At 70.8% G+C, this 16,779-nt stretch carries 14 protein-coding genes and 2 tRNA genes; 5 read left to right on the forward strand and 11 right to left on the reverse strand.

What is annotated here, in order from left to right; all coding sequences use genetic code 11:
* Positions 1–66 precede the first annotated feature (66 nt).
* Both ACNTMW_RS22550 and ACNTMW_RS22555 read right to left on the reverse strand, forming a co-directional pair.
* The gene (locus ACNTMW_RS22550; protein ID WP_426635734.1) at positions 67–864 is read right to left on the reverse strand and encodes an MFS transporter; all 798 of its coding nucleotides are present in this window, start codon (positions 862–864) and stop codon (positions 67–69) included.
* A gap of 107 nt (positions 865–971) precedes the next feature.
* A complete protein-coding gene (locus tag ACNTMW_RS22555) occupies positions 972–1,982 on the reverse strand; it encodes an NAD(P)/FAD-dependent oxidoreductase (protein ID WP_426635887.1) in 1,011 nt (336 codons plus the stop codon).
* A gap of 94 nt (positions 1,983–2,076) precedes the next feature.
* On the opposite strand from ACNTMW_RS22555, the gene ACNTMW_RS22560 reads away from it, so the two are divergent.
* The 3 genes from ACNTMW_RS22560 (at position 2,077) to ACNTMW_RS22570 (ending at position 5,239) form a co-directional block, all read left to right on the forward strand.
* Entirely contained in the window at positions 2,077–2,667 is a 591-nt protein-coding gene (locus tag ACNTMW_RS22560; protein WP_426635736.1) for a helix-turn-helix domain-containing protein, read from the forward strand.
* A gap of 124 nt (positions 2,668–2,791) precedes the next feature.
* Positions 2,792–3,664 carry a methyltransferase domain-containing protein gene (locus ACNTMW_RS22565; RefSeq protein ID WP_426635737.1) on the forward strand — a complete coding sequence of 291 codons (873 nt, stop codon included), beginning with the start codon at positions 2,792–2,794 and terminating at the stop codon, positions 3,662–3,664.
* A 237-nt stretch (positions 3,665–3,901) separates the two neighbouring features.
* A complete protein-coding gene (locus ACNTMW_RS22570; protein WP_426635738.1) occupies positions 3,902–5,239 on the forward strand; it encodes an IS701 family transposase in 1,338 nt (445 codons plus the stop codon).
* A gap of 244 nt (positions 5,240–5,483) precedes the next feature.
* Here ACNTMW_RS22570 and ACNTMW_RS22575 read toward each other — a convergent pair.
* The 3 genes from ACNTMW_RS22575 to ACNTMW_RS22585 form a co-directional block, all read right to left on the reverse strand.
* A tRNA-Arg gene (locus tag ACNTMW_RS22575) sits at positions 5,484–5,556 on the reverse strand.
* A 35-nt stretch (positions 5,557–5,591) separates the two neighbouring features.
* Positions 5,592–5,682 (reverse strand) — tRNA-Ser (locus ACNTMW_RS22580).
* 247 nt (positions 5,683–5,929) lie between these two features.
* Complete coding sequence (locus tag ACNTMW_RS22585) at positions 5,930–6,289, reverse strand: hypothetical protein (protein ID WP_426635740.1); 360 nt, start codon at positions 6,287–6,289, stop codon at positions 5,930–5,932.
* A gap of 148 nt (positions 6,290–6,437) precedes the next feature.
* Here ACNTMW_RS22585 and ACNTMW_RS22590 point away from each other — a divergent pair, with 148 nt between their 5' ends.
* The gene (locus tag ACNTMW_RS22590) at positions 6,438–7,319 is read left to right on the forward strand and encodes an EcsC family protein (protein ID WP_426635741.1); all 882 of its coding nucleotides are present in this window, start codon (positions 6,438–6,440) and stop codon (positions 7,317–7,319) included.
* Between the two features lie 108 nt (positions 7,320–7,427).
* Here ACNTMW_RS22590 and ACNTMW_RS22595 read toward each other — a convergent pair whose 3' ends face one another.
* The 5 genes from ACNTMW_RS22595 to ACNTMW_RS22615 all read right to left on the reverse strand — a co-directional run bounded on the left by ACNTMW_RS22595 (position 7,428) and on the right by ACNTMW_RS22615 (position 13,614).
* Positions 7,428–9,881, reverse strand: coding sequence for a S8 family serine peptidase (locus ACNTMW_RS22595; protein ID WP_426635742.1), 2,454 nt, complete (start codon positions 9,879–9,881; stop codon positions 7,428–7,430).
* Positions 9,882–10,078: 197 nt separating this feature from the next.
* Positions 10,079–10,840 carry a CPBP family intramembrane glutamic endopeptidase gene (locus ACNTMW_RS22600; protein WP_426635743.1) on the reverse strand — a complete coding sequence of 254 codons (762 nt, stop codon included), beginning with the start codon at positions 10,838–10,840 and terminating at the stop codon, positions 10,079–10,081.
* Positions 10,841–10,978: 138 nt separating this feature from the next.
* A complete protein-coding gene (locus ACNTMW_RS22605; RefSeq protein ID WP_426635744.1) occupies positions 10,979–11,893 on the reverse strand; it encodes an SDR family oxidoreductase in 915 nt (304 codons plus the stop codon).
* 14 nt (positions 11,894–11,907) lie between these two features.
* Positions 11,908–12,486 (reverse strand): TetR/AcrR family transcriptional regulator, encoded by a 579-nt coding sequence (locus tag ACNTMW_RS22610; protein ID WP_426635745.1) that lies wholly within the window; start codon positions 12,484–12,486, stop codon positions 11,908–11,910.
* A gap of 69 nt (positions 12,487–12,555) precedes the next feature.
* The gene (locus ACNTMW_RS22615; RefSeq protein WP_426635746.1) at positions 12,556–13,614 is read right to left on the reverse strand and encodes a pyridoxamine 5'-phosphate oxidase family protein; all 1,059 of its coding nucleotides are present in this window, start codon (positions 13,612–13,614) and stop codon (positions 12,556–12,558) included.
* Positions 13,615–13,938: 324 nt separating this feature from the next.
* Between ACNTMW_RS22615 and ACNTMW_RS22620 the strand changes: the two genes are divergently transcribed.
* Positions 13,939–15,051, forward strand: a complete 1,113-nt coding sequence (locus ACNTMW_RS22620; RefSeq protein WP_426635747.1) for a globin domain-containing protein — start codon at positions 13,939–13,941, stop codon at positions 15,049–15,051.
* A 67-nt stretch (positions 15,052–15,118) separates the two neighbouring features.
* Here ACNTMW_RS22620 and ACNTMW_RS22625 read toward each other — a convergent pair whose 3' ends face one another.
* Entirely contained in the window at positions 15,119–16,756 is a 1,638-nt protein-coding gene (locus tag ACNTMW_RS22625) for a peptide deformylase (protein ID WP_426635748.1), read from the reverse strand.
* Between the last annotated feature and the right edge of the window lie 23 nt (positions 16,757–16,779).

The raw sequence follows: 16,779 nt of genomic DNA on the forward strand, positions 1-16,779 counted from the left end.
GTCCGCCGACGCCACCCGGCCCGGCGACAACACCCCCCGGATCATGCGTGCTACAGGGGCAGTCAGTCATACCGGGCCGAGCGACCGAGCAGTCCCCGGCTGGGGACGATCAAAAAGGTAACGGGCGGTCCAGCCGCGTTCGGGGCCTTCCTGCAGGACGAAGATTAGGCCGGTCACCGCGATCGCGGAGACCAGAGCGCCGGTGGTGTCGAATCGGTGGGGCGAGGTCTCGCGGGAGTTGGGGACCGACTTGAGCGTCATGGCCAGGGCCGCGGCGACGAGGACGGCCGGTAGGACGAACAGCCAGCGCCAGTCGGCGACGTCGACGAGGAGCGCGGACAGGAACATGCCCAGGATGCCGCCGCCTCCGGCGATGCCGGTCCACACGCCGATCGCCTTGCCGCGCTGTTGTTCGGGGAAGGTGGAGGTGATGACGGCAAGCGTGATCGGCATGATCATTGCGGCGCCGATACCGCCGGCCGCGCGGGCGGCGAGCATCACTTCCGCATTCGGGGCCAGTCCCGCAACGGCGGTGGCGATGCCGAAGACCCCCAGTCCGGCGATGAGCATGGGCTTGCGGCCCAGGCGGTCGCCCAGTGCGCCGAGCGGCAGCAGCAGCGCTGCCAGGACCAGGGTGTAGATGTTGATGATCCACAGGACCGTGCTCTGGGACGCGCCGAATTCCACAGCCATGTGGGTCTGCGCGACATTGAGTCCGGTCACCGAGGCGATGACCGCCATCAGGGCGATGGAGACGGCGGTAAGGACCTTGCGCAGCTGACGTGCGTCGCGGAAGCCCTCCCCGCTGGCCTGCGCGGCTCGTGCGGGCTGGTTTGTACTCATGGATTTCCTCTCAAAGGGCATGCCGAGATAGCGCCGGGGCAGGGCCGGTCGCCGAGCAGAACGAGGGGTGGTGGGGCACCGCGCGCATCGCCACACGGTCGAGCGGCGGCAGGTGCCGGGCCGGGATATCAGGGGCGCGTGCCGCCCGGGGCTGCGTGGAGGGCCGCGTCGGCGTCCGCGGTGGCCAGTACGCTGTTGATGTGGGCGCCAGCCAGGGCTCCGGCCGCTGCGGCGGCGCCGACCTGGGCGGTGAGGTCGGTGGCGTTGCCGGCCACCCACACACCCGGCACCTCGGTGGTGCCGGCCATGCCGGTGGCGAAGCCGCTGCCCATGTTGTTGGGCAGATCCCGCATCGGCAGGCACAGACCTTCCAGGCCCTGGGCGCGGGCCTGCATCTGCGTGGCAACTGCGAGGACGCGGCGGGCCACGACCTGGCCGTCGGCCAGGCGCACCCAGGCGAGGGCACCGTCCTCGTCGTTGACGACCTCCTTGACCGCTGTCTCGATGATGCGGATGCCGCGGGCAGTGAAGCGGGCCCGGGTGTCCTCATCCAGGTCAGTGCCGTGGGTGAAGTAGGTCAAATCCTCAGTCAGCTGACGGAACAGAAGCGCATGGCCGATGGAGGCCGGGCCGGTGGCGAGGATGCCGATGGGCTTATCGCGCACCTCCCAGCCGTGGCAGTACGGGCAGTGCACCACACTGCGCCCCCAGTGCTCGGCGAGCCCGGGCACCTCGGGCAGCACATCCGTGAGGCCGGTGGCCACCAGGATGCGGCGAGCGGTGATCATGTGACCGTCGGCGAGGGAGACGGTGAACCGCAGGTCCCCGTCCACCGACGGGGATGCAGGCTCGGCCGAGATCACCTCGCCGAAGACGATGCGCCCGCCGTACTGGCGTACCTGCTCCCGGCCCCGCTGGAGGATCTCGGCGGGTGGGGTGCCGTCCAGGACGATGAAGCCGTGCATGGCCTTCGCGGGCGCGTTGCGTGGGGAGCCGTTGTCGATCACGACGACCGAGCGGCGGGAGCGGGCGAGCATCAGCGCACCGTTCAGCCCTGCGGCGCCCCCGCCGATCACCACCACGTCGACCGGAGCCTCGGGCAGTGCGTCGCTCGCGTACGGAGAAGCTGTCACGGCCATGGCTCCTGCCCTTCTTTGTGGGTGGCCCGACACGATGCGGACCATCTGCAAACGACGCTAACCAGATTTGCACTCAGGGCATATAGTTTTGCCTATGACGCAAGAAGATAGAGATCTGGACAGCCTCGTACGCAAACGCCTCCGCGCTTTGCGGGTGGCGCAAGGCTGGTCCTTGGAGGAATTGGCCTCCCGCGCCCACCTCAGCCAGTCCTCACTAAGCCGTATCGAGAACGGCCAGCGCCGCCTCGCCCTGGATCAGCTGGTCACCCTCGCCCGCGCTCTGGACACCACGCTTGATCAGCTCGTGGAGACCGCCACCGACGACGTCGTCACCAGCCCGACGATCGACAGCGCCCACGGGCGGATGCGCTGGACCGTCAAGGCAGACCCCGGGATGAGCGTGGTGCGCCAGCGCCTGGCCGACCCACCCCCCGAGAACCCGGCGCGCATGCGTGCCCACCCGGGGCACGAATGGCTCGTCGTCCTGTCCGGCACTGCGGTCCTCATGCTCGGCCACCGCCGCTACCGCCTTGAGACCAACCAGGCGGCCGAGTTCCCCACGATGATGCCGCACGCGATCGGTGCCGAGACAGGGCTCTGCGAGATCCTGGGGATCTTCGACCGCGACGCCCGCCGCGGCCACCAGCGCGACGGCGATGGCGAGGCTCAGAACTCTCCGGAATGACGACCCCGCCCACTGCCTCAGCCTCGGCGCCCTATTGCGCGTCGGGCAGCACACCACACCATCGTCTTGCGTAAAATGCAAGATCTAGTGCCAGAGGCGCATAGTCGCCCCTAGGGTGAGATCCATGAGTCACGCACACATCCACACCCCCCAGCACAGCGGTTCACACGGGCACCACCACGAACACGGAACCGACGGCCAAGCAGAGATCCTCGACCTGGACGCCGAGGTCCTCGCCGAACACACCGCCTCCATTACCGCATGGCTGCCACTGCGGACCAGCCCACACCACATCGTGGATCTGGGCTGCGGCACAGGCGCCGGCACCTTCGCCCTCCTCGACCGCTGCCCCGACGCGCACATCACCGCCATCGACGCATCCGCCGACCACCTTCAGCGCCTGCGCACCAAGGCATGCGCCCGCGGCGTCCAGGACCGCGTGCGCACGGTACAGGCCGACCTCGACGAAGCCACCTGGCCCGACCTCGGCTCACCGGACCTGGTGTGGGCGTCGGCCTCGATGCACCACATGACCCACCCAGACCGCGCACTGCGCACCGTCCACGACGCGCTCGCGCTCGGCGGCCTGTTCGCCGTCGTGGAACTGGCCGGCCACCCCCGTTTCCTGCCCGACAACGCCCCCGAGGACCGACCCGGCCTCGAAGAGCGCGTCCATGCCGCGGCCGACTGCCTCCAAGCCGAACACATGCCCCACCGCGGCGCCGACTGGGGCCCGATGCTGACCGCCGCCGGCTTCACCGTCGAGGACCAGCGCACCGTCACCGTCAACATCGAAGGCTCGCACAGCGAGGCGATCAGCCGCTATGCCCTCGGCGTCCTGCAGCGCATCCGCAGTGTCATCGCCGACAGGCTCTCCGCCGAGGACCTCACCGCGCTCGACCAACTCCTCGACACCAGCAGCTCGCGCGGCGTCCTGCGCCGACGTGACCTGACAGTACGCACCGAGCGCACCGTCTGGGCCGCCCGCCGCAGCTGACCCCGAACCCTGACCGGCTTCGGCCTGGATCCCCGCGATCGAGATCTCCTCTGCTATGGCGATCATCTGGCAGTTCCCTGCCGACCACGCCACCAGCGAACTCGTAACGGGGGGGACTAGATGATTGATGCCTAGTACGGCAGCCGCCGTTTGAGATGCCGCTGATGGATGGGGGTAGACGCGAGGCGACCACCGCCTGATCATCTGTCTGTTGTGGACAAAACTTCAGATTTGGCGGTGGCCGCAGGCCACAGCGTAGACCCCGCCGGGTGGCAACAGGTACTGGCCGGAGTGCTCGCCTCGTTCGCAGGCCGGTTCGGGCGGGTCGAACCACGCCGCGCGGCGGCGGCGTTCGTAACCGGGCTGCTGGCCGACCTGGAGGTCAAGACGTGCTGGCAGCTGGCCGAACACGCCGGGCACGCCCGGCCGGACGCGATGCAGCGACTGCTGTACCGGGCGGTCTGGGACGCCGACGCCGTCCGTGACGACCTGCGGCAGATGATCACGGACCGGTTCGCCGCCCCGGACGCGGTCCTGGTGGCCGACGACCTGAAGAAGGGCACGCATTCGGTCGGGGGGCAACGCCAGTACACCGGCATCGCCGGCCGGACCGAAAACGCCCAGGTCGGAGTGTTTGTGACCTACGCCGGCCGGCACGGGCACACCCTGATCGACCGCCGGGTCTACCTGCCGACGTCATGGACCGACGACGGGGACCGCCGCCGGGCCGCCGGTGTCCCGAACGAGGTCGGGTTCGCCACCCGAGCCGACCTGGCCGCCGACATGATCACCGCCGCGGTCGCCGCTGGCGTGCCAGCCGGATGGGCCGCCGCGGACGAGGCCTACGGCAACAGCACCGCGTTCCGCGCCCACCTGCGACACCTGCGGTTGGGCTACGTCCTCGCGGTTTCGCGTAGCCACCTCGTCCCGCTCGACGGCGGCAAGGTCAAGGTTCGCGTTGATCGGGTCGCCGTCGACCTGCCCACCTCGGCCTGGCAGCGCCGTTCGGCCGGGGCCGGGTCGAAAGGGCCCCGCTGCTACGAGTGGGCGTGGCTGGGTGAGGTCAGCACCGACGCCGACCCCGACGACGGCGGCCACCACAGCCTGCTGATTCGCCGCAACACCACTACCGGCGAGCTGGCCTTCTACCGCTGCTGGACCCCGCAGCCGGCCACGTTGGCCCGGCTCGTGCGGGTGGCCGAGATCCGGTGGACCGTCGAGGAGTCCTTCCAGGCCGCCAAGAGCCAGGTCGGCCTCGACCAGCACCAGGTCCGCCGTTGGGACTCCTGGCACCGGTTCACCATCCCCGCCCTGACCGCCCTGACCGCCCTGGCCGCCCTCGCCGTGCTGGCGATCTGCGCGGCCGACGCCGCCAGCACGGCCGGCCACGCCAGCGACACCGGTCTGATCAAGCCGACGGTCAACGAAGTCCGCCGCCTGATCAACACCTTCCTCATTCGCCCGAGCCGCGACCTCGCTCACCGATTGCACTGGTCACACTGGCGCCCAAGACACCAGGCCCAAGCCCGACGCGCACACTACGCCAGACGCCTCGGCCTCGAACTTCAGCCGTGATCCCAAACGGCGGCTGCCGCACTAGGGCCGCGGACGGCGCGCAGCCGGGCTCCTCACGAGTGGCCCAACGGTGCGGCACTGACTACGCAGTGCACCAGTACTGGCCCCGGGGCGCGCACGCACGGCCAGCGCAGCAGGTGAGCGAACCTGACCACCCACCGGCGTTACCGGGGGATTTTCGGGGGACAGTTCAAATAATCAGAAGCCCTGATCAGCGTTTCCGCTGATCAGGGCTTCTGCCTTGCGCGCCCGAAGGGACTCGAACCCCTAACCTTCTGATCCGTAGTCAGATGCTCTATCCGTTGAGCTACGGGCGCTGGCTGCTCGGCTAGTGTACACACCAGTCGAAGCGCGGAGGCTCCGGGATTCGAACCCGGGATGGGCTTTAAGACCCAAACCGCATTAGCAGTGCGGCGCCATAGACCAGACTAGGCGAAGCCTCCACGATGACCACGAGGGCCACCGCCGAACGAGGATACAGGGAAACTCCCGCCCCGCACAAAGCGGGTATCCCGCCGGCGAGCCGATCTTGGTTGACCAGGCCCACCGATCGAGCGGCACCGTTCGGATGTGTCCTTGATTACAGTTTGGGTAGATCGTCGCCACACCACCCTGGCACGCACCTACCCCGGAGTCCAGACATCGTCGAATCCCGATGGCGTTTCGACGGGCAACCGGGCTTGTACAGCACTAATCTCGGACCATGGAGGACGACAAAACGGCGGCCACCCCCCGGAAGCGCGCCGCCCAGGCGAAGCCGAACGACACGTCGAACCCGTCCACGGCGAGCGGGCAACCGGCTGCCGGCGGGGCCGGGACGCCTCGGCCACGCAAGATCCCCCCGGCCACGTTCGTCCCGCCGATCGCCCCCGAGCCGGCCGCGCCACGGAAGCCCACCGCCGAACCGGCCGAGGCCACCGGGCCAGCCGACGCTACCGGGCCGGCCAAGGCCGTGGCACCGGCCACACCTGCGAAACGAACGAAGGCCACCGAGGCCGCCAGATCCACCGAGCCGGCCAAGGCAGCCAAGAAGGCGGCGAAGAAGGCCACGGCAGCGGTACCGCCGGACACCACAGCGACCACCGACGCCGCCCAGCCGGCCGCACCATCCAGTCCGCCCCCGGCCCACGCACAACGCCCGGCTCCCGGGACGGCCGCTTCGTCGGCACCGGCAGCCCCGGCTTCCGCCCCTGCGACCGTGACACCCGTCACATCGGCTGACGCGACGCCCACCCGGAAGGCGGCCAAGGCGCCCGCCAGGAAGGCGCCGAAGAAGGCGACGGCCAGGCCCGCACCGGACCAGCCGTCGGCCCCACCCGCGCAGCCGCCCGTACCGCAGGACCGGCCGACCGCTCCGTCAACGGGGACCCCGGCGGTACCGGCGCACCTGCCGGCCCCGCTGGGAGAGCTTCCGACGCCGGCACGGCCGGCGCTGTGGCCGACCGTCAAGGCCAACCCGGGGTACGCGGCGGAACTGCTCGCGCTCGCGTGTGTCGAGCAGCTCGGGCCGCAGGCGCGGGCGCAGCTGGCCTGGCTGCGCGACACGTACCCGCACGCGACCGCTGGCGGACTGGCCCGGATCGCGACGGCCCGGGCGGTGCGCCAGGCGCGTACCCAGGGCGCGCTGGCGGGTCTGCTCGGACCCACGGCGGTACTCGCCGCGACGGCGGGCCTGTTGTGGACCCAGGCGCGGCTCGTGCTCGACCTCGCGGCGGTGTACGGACGGGACCCGGCCGACCGCGACCGCGCCGGCGAACTGCTCGTGCTCCTGCGGGTACATCCGGATCTGGGTGCCGCCCGGGAGGCCCTCGACGCCGCGAGCCGGGCCGTGGAGGATGCCACGGGCCGGATCACGGAGGATGCCGCGAACGGCACGGCCACGCACGGCGTCGGGGCCGGCGAGCCGAACCAGGTGACGCTCCCCCTGCTCAAGGTCGCCGGCCGGGCCCTGGTCCGGATGGCCACGGCCCGTCGGGCGGCCCGGCTCGTGCCGGGCGCGGGGGCGGTGCTCACGGCGATCCTGGACGGCCGCGGCACCGAACAGTTGGCGGCCCGCGCGGCGAAGTTCTACCGCGAGTAGGCCACGGTTCTCGCGCGCAGCGGTTTCACCGCGCACAGCGGTTTCACCGCGCACACGCTGGTGCCCCGGCTACCGGGACGGTAACCGGGGCACCAGCCGGACCCTGCCTCAGATGTCGGACGAGAACGCCGACTTCACACCGGGCGCGGTCAGCTTCGGCGCCGCCTTGGCGACGGGCCGTACCGCGATCGGGCTGCGCACCGAGTGGCCGCGCAGGTCGAGCCAGGTGAGCGAGCCGAAGGCCCAGGCGTTGAGGGCCGCGTTGGTCCGCGTGATCGTCACCGTGAAGGTGGCCGACTTGCCCGGCTTCACCACGAGTACCGGCTGGTCCACCGTGACGCTGAACCCGGCCGGGGCCGTGATCTTGGCCACGTACGTGCTCGACTGGTCGGAGACGTTCGTGACCGTACGGGTGATCTTCTGCTCCTTGACGAGGTCACCGACCGCGATCGACGGGTAGTTGAGGTTGCTCGGGTCGATGGTGCCGACGATCGGGCAGACGTCCGTCCCGGGCGCGGGCCCGACCTTGAAGTGCACGCCGACCCCGCAGGTGTACCGCAGCCAGTCGATCGGCCCCGAGTCGTAGACCAGACCGGGGTCGAACGCTGGAGCCGGCGTGACGTGCCCGGCACCGAAGTCCAGCGGCGTGGCGGCGGCCCCGGCGCGCTGGATCGGCTTGCCTGCGTTGTCGAGCTGGCCGGCGGTGGTCATCATCGCCGACTTGACCGCCATCGGCGACCAGTTCGGGTGCTTACCGATGATCAGCGCGGCGATGCCGGAGATGTGCGGCGTGGCCATGGACGTACCCGAGGAGAGGTCGAAGTCCTGGCCGCTGTGGCCGGCCGGCGAGACGGCGGCGAGCACGTCGACGCCGGGCGCGGTGATGTCCGGCTTGAGCAGGTCGCCACCGCTGCTGATCGACGGGCCCATGGACGAGAAGTCGGCCATGGCCGGCGCCTGGTTCTTGACCTGTACGGCCGGCTTCAGTGTGGCGGTCGGGGCGGCCGTACCCGCGATGTACGCCTTGATGGCCGCACCGGCGGTCTGGTCCACGTGGACCGACGGCACGAAGTGGAAGTCGGCGTTGAGCGAGTTCGGCGACGGGTTGTACTGGATCATGCCGACGCCGCCGGCCTGCTTGACCGCCTTGCTCTTGTCGACGCGGGCGACCACGCCGCGCTTACACAGGACGATCTTGCCGGTCACCTTGGCCGGGTCGAGCGTGCCGGGGGTGCACAGTTCGACGTCGGTAGCGTCCTGGCCGGCCGCCCCGGCCTTGACCGAGTCCAGCAGCGGGGCCGTCACGGTCTCGTTGCCGAGGCCGGCACCGGTGTACGAGGCACCGTTGCCCAGCGTCACGGTCCGCTGGTACCCACGGTCGTGGGTGCTCGCGGCGACCGTGGTCATCCACGGGGCGGCGTTGTCGACGGTCGACGCGCCGGCGCCACCGTTGTTGCCGGCGGCGGCGGAGACGAAGACCCCGGCGGCGGCGGCGTCGAAGAACGCCTGCTCCTCGGGGCCGATCACGTCCTCGTCGTCGCCGATGGAGTAGCTGAGGATGTCGACGCCGTCGGCGACCGCCTGGTCGATGGCGGCGACGATGTCGACGGTGCTGCCGATACCGTTGGTGCCGTCGGCGCTCTCGTACAGCACCTTGTACACGGCGAGCCGGGCGGCGGGCGCCATGCCGGAGACCTTGCCGATCACGGAGCCGTTGACCGAGGCCGTGACGTCGTGGTTACCGGCGGCCGTCGACGCGGTGTGCGAGCCGTGGCCGTGGTAGTCGCGCGGCGAGTGGAACTCGCCCGGGTACTCGTCGGCCAGACCGGCCAGGTTGAACCAGCGGGCACCGATCAGCTTGTTGTTGCACTCGACCGGGTGGTCGTCCCCGGCCTCGCACTTCGCCGCGGCGATGTCGCCGGTACCCCACTTGTCGTCGATGACGGCCTGGTCCGGGCGCGGCTCGGGTAGCGCCGCGAAGCTGGGGTTCTCCGGCCAGATGCCGGTGTCGAGGACACCGACGATGACCCCCTCACCCGCGTGCGTCGGGTCGCCGAACTGCTTCTGCCACACCCCGCCCGGGCCGTCGAGGCCGAGGAACGTCGGCGTGGTGACGGTGTCGACATGGTGCAGCTTGCTCTTGTACACGTCGACCACGCCGGGGGTGGTCTTGAGCCGGGTGACGTCGCTCGGGGTCAGCTTGGCGGCGAACCCGTTCCAGGTGGTGCTGTACTCGGCGACGACCTTGCGGTCCACGCCGGCCGCCTGCCGCACCTTCTTGTGCTGGTCGAGCAGGTACTGCCGGTAGGAGTGGTAGTTCCAGGACCGCCGGTCGAGCTTCTGACCGTCGGCCGGCCTGGTGCCGGGGATGTTCTGGACGCCGCCGGTGTAGGTGGCGATCGACGAACCTTGGGTCTGTACGAGGTAGAGGGCCGCTGGTTCCGCCGCCGCGGGAGCCGCGCCGGCAGTGCCGGGTACGGCGAGCGCGATAGCGGTGACCGCGGTGGTAGCCACTGCGAGCGCGGCCGGGCGCAGGCGCCCGGCCGGTGAGGATAACGACACTGGTGTTCGAACCTCCGTGTCTGCCTGCCCCCATGGACCACCCAGGGAGCCGTACCGGGCGGCGGCTGTGGCCACAGGCCCGGGCGCGCGGGTGCGACACCCACGATGCGCGGCAGCTTATTCGGTTCGATCGAAGGGTGGAAGTGTGTCACTTGGTTGCGCAGCGACGGCCACCTCGTCGTCTGTACATAGTGGAGTCAGCGCAGAAACGGCAGGTGCCTGGCGAAGAGCGCATAGCCGACGAAGGACACCACGTCGAGGATCGTGTGGGCCACGATGAGCGGCGCGACCCGCCGCGTCCGGCGGAAGAACAGCGCGAACACGACGCCCATCACCGCGTTGCCGACGAACGCCCCAAACCCCTGGTACAGGTGGTAGGAGCCGCGCAGCAGCGCGCTGGTCGCGACCGCGGCGGCGGCCGACCAGCCGAGCTGGCGTAGCCGCGTGAGCAGGTACCCGACAACCACGACCTCTTCGAGTACGGCGTTCTGGATTGCCGACAGCACCAGTACCGGCACGGCCCACCACACGTGCGGCAGCGCCGCCGGCACGACCGTCGCGTTCACCCCGACGGCCCGCGCCACCAGGTACAACCCGAGCCCAGGGAGGCCGATCACGGCCGCGAGGCCGGCACCCGCGGCCAGGTCGAACCCCGGACGGCGACGGTCGATACCGAGCCTGGTCCACACACTCTCACCGTCTTCGCGGGCGAGCAGGTGGAGAGCCAGCAGCGCGGGTACCAGCGCGAAGAAGATCCCGAGCAGCTGGTAGGTGAGGTCGAGCCACGGCCGGCCCGGCGCCTGCGAGGGGTTGAGGGTCGCGTGCTGCTGGCTCAGCGGCCGGCCGGCGGTCAGCTTGGCCAGCAGCGACACGGCCGCGTACACGGCCGAGGCGCCCAGCGACACGCCGAGCACCAGCCACACCTCGGACCGTAGGGTCCGCCGTCGATCAGGTTCCACGCGCCTACCTTAGAGGCGTGCGGATTCATACATGTGTACGACGACCGAACCGGAATCGGTCGGGTCGGCGGCACCACCCCGAGGGTACGGGCGAGGGTGCGGCCGCACCCGGCATGCCGCCACGGCCGCACTCGTCGCCTAGCGGTAGTCCTCGACCCGGGCGTCCTTCTTGTCGCCGTAGTAGGCGTCGGCGAAGAAGCGGGTGGCCTCCGGCTGCGAGCCGTCGAGGTCGGTGAAGCCGTACTCCTTGGCCAGTACCCCCGCTGACAGCGCCTTCCCCGCCCACCGCCGCACGTCCGGGTCGCTGGCCAGCGCCGCCACCGCCCGACCCACGTAGTGCGGCGTCTCGGAGATGGCGAACCACCTAACCTTGGCGATCGCGTCCCGCCAGTTCTCCTCGGTGACGCCGAAGTGTTCGAGCATCTCCTCCGAGCGCAGGAAGCCGGGGGTGAGCGACACCGAGGTCACGCCGTGCGGGTTCAGCTCCTCGGCGAGCATCTTGCCCATCCGGGTGATCGCCACCTTGACCAGGTCGTAGAACATCGATCCCCGGTAGTGCGCGTTGAACATGTCGTCGCCGTCGGTCAGCTCGACGACCAGGCCGCGGCCCCGCCGGATCAGCAGCGGCAGCACCGTGTGCAGCGTGATCAGGTGGGTCTCCAGGCCGTTGCGGACCATCGTCAGACCGTTGTCGAGGTTGTGCTCCCAGATCGGCTTGAACTCGATCCACTTCTCGCCGCCCCAGGTGTCGTCGACGAGGACGTCCAGCCTGCCGTCCTGTTCCCGCTCGATCCGCCCCACCAGCGCGGCGACGTCGGACGGGACCAGGTGGTCGCAGCGGACGGCGATGCCGCGACCGCCCGCCTTCGTCACCAGCTCGGCGGTGTCCTCGATGGTCTCCGGACGGTCGACCGGACTGCGGGAACCGCGGGTGGTGCGGCCGGTGACGTACACGGTGGCGCCCGCCGCGCCGAGCTCGACCGCGATCGCCCGGCCGGCACCACGGGTGCCGCCGGTGACCAGGGCGACGGTGTCCCGCAACGGAAGGGTCATGTCTCCTCCAGGGGTCAGGTCCATGCGTTCAGCACCGCGTCGAGGTCGGCGCGCACCCGGTCCCGCAGGCTGCCACGCGGGCGCACCGACCAGCGGATGGCACTGCCCTCGGCAAGGGCGGTGAGAATCCGGGCCGCCCGGTCCGGCGGTGGCGCACCGGATAGCGCACCGGCCCGGACCGCGCGCCGCACCAGGGCCGCCACCTGCACGTCGACCGACTCGTACAACTGCGCGAGCAGGTCCCGCAGTTCGTCGTCGCCGAAGTCCACGGCGAGCTGGGCGAGGTTGTTCGCGGCGGCCGCCGGGTCGTCGAGCCCGGCGTACCACTCGACGACGCCGTCGCGCAGCACCTGCACCGGGTCGTCGGTGCCGTCGGCGGCCACGGCGACGGCGCCCGGCACGGCCTCGATGGTCATCCGTGAGAGGGCGACGAGCAGGCCGTGCTTGGAGCCGAAGCGCTGCACCAGCGTGCCGGCCACCACGTCGGCCTCGGCCGCGACGTCGGCGAGGGTGAAGCGGGGGCCGATCCGCGCGATCACGGCGCCGGCCGCGGCGAGCAGCCGTTCGTCACTGATCTTCCGGGGGCGCGCCACACCAGTTATTGAACCGTGGTGCAATAACTGTCGCAACCCGGTACGAGACCTGTCCGCGGTACCGCCGCCTCAGGACTCCCGGCCAGGATCCGACGCCCGGCCGGAGTTCAGGTTGTGGCGCAACAGCCGCATCAGCCGCCGGTGCCGGCCCGGCCGCGAGCGCAGGTCATCGACCGTCCTGGCGACCTCGGACGCCTCGACCCGCCCGGCGGGCCCGGCATCCACGGCAGCCGGAGCGCCCTCGGCGTCCGTACCCTGTCCGGCTCCGCCGACCGCCGGCCGCGCGGCCTTCGTCGCCCCTTCGGCGATCCGCGCCGCCTCCGCCTCCCGCGCCACCCGCGCGACCTCTGCCGCCCAGTCCGCCTCGGCCACCCGGGCCGCCTCGGTCACCTCGGCCAACCGGGCCGCCCGGGCCACGTCCGAAGCGCGGTGCCGGCGCGACCGGCGGACCGTACCCGGCGCGTCGCCGGGCGAACGCTGCTCCGGCAGGCCGCGCCCGGGCTGCGGGTCCGGGCCCCAGGGGCGGGGCTCGCGGGAGGCGTCGAAGAAGTCGCCGCCCTTACGGCGTACGTCGTCGGTGCCCCACGGCCGGTCCCTCGACACCTTCGTCATCCGCGGGATGTGCTTCGCGCAGTGGATGTACGCCTCCTCGACCTCCACCACGACCCACCGCTCCGGGCGGCGGCCGGGGGCGTCGTCGATCTCGAGGTAGTCGTACTCGGTCCGCATGTCGGCGTCTTCGACGATCGCGGCCCGGCCGTTGACGTGCAGGCCGATGACGCTTTGGGTGAAGTCCATGAACAGCAGCCCGACGTGGGGGTTCTCGCTGATGTTGCCCAGGCTCGCCATCACGCCGTTGCCCCGGTACTCGGGCCAGGCCAGCCGGTCGGGGTCGAGGACCTGCACGAAGCCGGGAGGGCCGGCGCGGAACGTGTTGTCGCACTCGCCGTGGCCGTCGGAGGTGGCGACGAACATCATCTCCTGCTCGGCGACGAACTCGCGCATCCGCTCATTCAGATGGTCGAGCACCTGCTGGGAGTAGAAGCGCTGGGCGCGGTCGGCCGTGCCGTACCGCTCCTGCAGCTGATGTTCGCCACCCGAACCGGGCCAGGCGCTGGTGCGGTCCACGACGCTCCTCGTGTCGGTCGACAAGACGGTCCACGACACGCGCCCCGCATGACCACACGTGCACACCCTGGCATACCGGAACAGAAAAATCATGATCATTTCGCCCGTATCGCACACCTTGTGCGACGCCCGACCAACGAGTGTGAGCACCCTTGGTTGCGGCACGCGCACGACACATGACCACACACCACGTGACGGACCACGTGCCATGGCCATACCAGCGGTTGGAGTCGGCTTGCGGGACCCCACCGGGACCGACTCCGCCAGCCCCGGGCCGACGCGACCATCCGCGCGACGCGAGGGCCGAGACATCAGAGGGCGCAGATGTACAGTATGTCCCGGCTGTTGAAGGAGAGTTGGACGCTCGTCGAGGAGCAGCAGGACAAGGTCGCGCGGCATTTCTACGCGCGCATGTTCCTGTCCAACCCGCAGCTACGCGACCTGTTCCCGGTCCAGATGGACGTGCAGCGGGCGCGGCTGCTCGGCGCCATCGTCAGCGCCATCCAGACCATCGACGACCCGGAGCGCTTCGACGAGTACCTGCGCTCCCTCGGCCGTGACCACCGCAAGTTCCACGCCGAGCCGGAGCACTACGACATCCTGCTCGATGCCCTGCTGGAGGCGCTGCGCACGTACGCCGGCGAACGCTGGTCGCCGGCGTACGAGCAGGCCTGGCGCGACGGCTACGACCGGATCGCGCGGGCGATGATCCAGGGCGCCGCCGACGACGACGGCACGCCGCCGTACTGGCACGCCGAGGTGACCGCCCACGAACGGCGCAGCCGCGACATCGCCGTGCTCACGTGCCGGCCGTTGCAGCGTCTCGAGTACGAGGCCGGCCAGTACCTGAGCCTGGAGACCTACTACCAGCCCCGGCTGTGGCGGATGTACTCCCCCGCGAACGCGATGCGCGACGACAACACGATCGACTTCCACGTCCGCGCCGTCGGCGCGGGCTGGGTCTCCAGCGCCCTCGTCCGCAAGCTCAAGCCCGGCGACATGATCCGGTTGGCCGCGCCCATGGGGTCGATGACGCTCGACCGGCAGTCCGACCGGGACCTGGTCATGGTGGCCGGCGGTACCGGCCTCGCCCCGATCAAGGCCCTGATCGAGGATCTCGGCCGGTTCAACCGCAACCGGTGGGTACACCTCTTCTTCGGCGCCAGGGACCGCGACGACCTGTACGACCTGCCGGCGCTCGCCGAGCTGGCCGCCCGGTACCCGTGGCTGCAGGTCATCCCGGCCTGTAGCGACGACCCCGGCTGGGACGGCGAGCAGGGCAACGTCTCCGACGTGATCGCCCGCTACGGCCCGTGGGACAACCACGACTTCTTCGTCTCCGGCTCGCCCAGCATGGTGAAGTCGACCATGCGCACCTTGGCGGAGATGCAGGTACCGTCGATGCGCGTCAAGTACGACGCGTTCGGCGACCTGTAGGGCACGCCGGTCCGGACGTCGGGACCGGCCATTCCGTCAGTAGCGGTTTCCGGCAGAAGCGGTTTCGTCAGTAGCGCCACGGCTGGCCGGTGTGCTGGTACTCCTCCACCGGCACCAGCGTGGCGCCGGGCGGCATCCGGTCGGTGTAGAGCCGCCCGTGCAGGTGGTCGATCTCGTGCAGGACGAGCCGGGCGACAGCCTGCTCGTACCGGTTGACCACGGGTACCCCACTGGGCAGGGTCGCCTCCACCTCGATCCACAGCGGCCGGCCGACCACCCCGCGGACGTCGAAGAACGACAGGCAGCCCTCGTACTGCTCGTCGAGTTCCGGTGACGTCTGGCGCACCTTCGGATTGAGCAGGACGATCGCCGGCTCGCCCGGCTCGGGAGGGCGTACCACGGCGGCCGCCCAACCGAGATTGATCTGCGGCGCGGCGAGCCCCATCCCCTTGCGGAACGGGTGCAGCACGACGACCCGGTCGAGCACCGCGAACAGCCGCGACACCACGCCGCGGGCCACCAGTTCCTGGCCGGGCAGGTCGAACGGGCGGGCCGGAGTGCTCAGCATCCGGTCACCGCGCTGCACGATGCCGACCGCCCGCATCCGGTCGCTGGCCCGGACGCCCGGCGGACCGGCTGGCGGGGCGGTCCCCGATGCCACCTCCGGCGCGGCGTCGGCGTCGGTCGCCGCGGGCCGGTCACCCGTCGCGGCCACGGAACCCGCCATGGACCCGGCACCCGGCACGGACCCGGCACCGGCCGACGGCCGGGCCGGCGAGCGGAAGCGCCACTCCAGTCGGTACCGGGCGTGCAGCAGCGGGGCGTCGGTGGTCCAGGAGAACACCACCCGCTCGCGGGCGACCTCCTGCTCGATGGGGGTCCGCAGCGGCACCGACTCGGCCGACAGGGACGTCTCGACCCCCCAGACGACCGGCCGGAGCGCGACGGGGAACGACAGCCGTACGGTCAGCCGCCGGGTCGGCAGGCGCACGGCGCGCTGGAACCACTGGCCCCACTTGTCGACGCCGACGCGGTAGGAGTACTCGATCTGCGCGCGTTCGCCGGGGTAGAGCGGGAATCTACCCTCGTCGTTCTCGAACAGCAGCCAGACCTCTTTGAACGCGTCCCGGTCGGTCTTGGGACGCCAGCGCATCGGCTCACCGCCGCACCCGGCCCGCAGTCGCAGCTCGTCCCAGTCCAGCGGGTGGTCGCGGTAGTGCTGATTGGACACGTCGGGCTGCTGTGGGTACCGGTCGACCGCGATCCGGATCAGGTACCGGGTGACCGGCTCCCTACCCGCGTTGTACAGCGACCGCTGGACCCGGCACACGTACTCGTCGCCGAGGTAGGACAGCTCGGCGATCTCCCGCTCGACGATCAGGCCGGTACCCGGGGGCAGCCACTGCTCGGGTACCGGCGGATCCCGGCTCACCGCGCCGGCCCGCGCCCGCGAGCTCTCGCGCAGTTTCTCGTACTCCCGGAACCGCTGCCAGATCGCGCCGTCGGCATGCAGGACGGCCTCGGCACGGCGGGCGAAGTCCTCGGTCGGCCGGTGCCGGCGGGCCTCGACGTGGCTGACGTACGACGGGTCGAACCCCATCGCCGCCGCGAGGTGCTTCTTCGACATTCCCCGGTCGGTACGCCAGCGCACCAACTCGGCCACGAACGCCTCAGAAGCCCGCTGTGCGGGCGACTCGGTACTCATCCGCCTCCGGCCCCGCCAATATG

This window comes from Planosporangium spinosum (assembly GCF_049999945.1).
Classification (GTDB): domain Bacteria; phylum Actinomycetota; class Actinomycetes; order Mycobacteriales; family Micromonosporaceae; genus Planosporangium; species Planosporangium spinosum.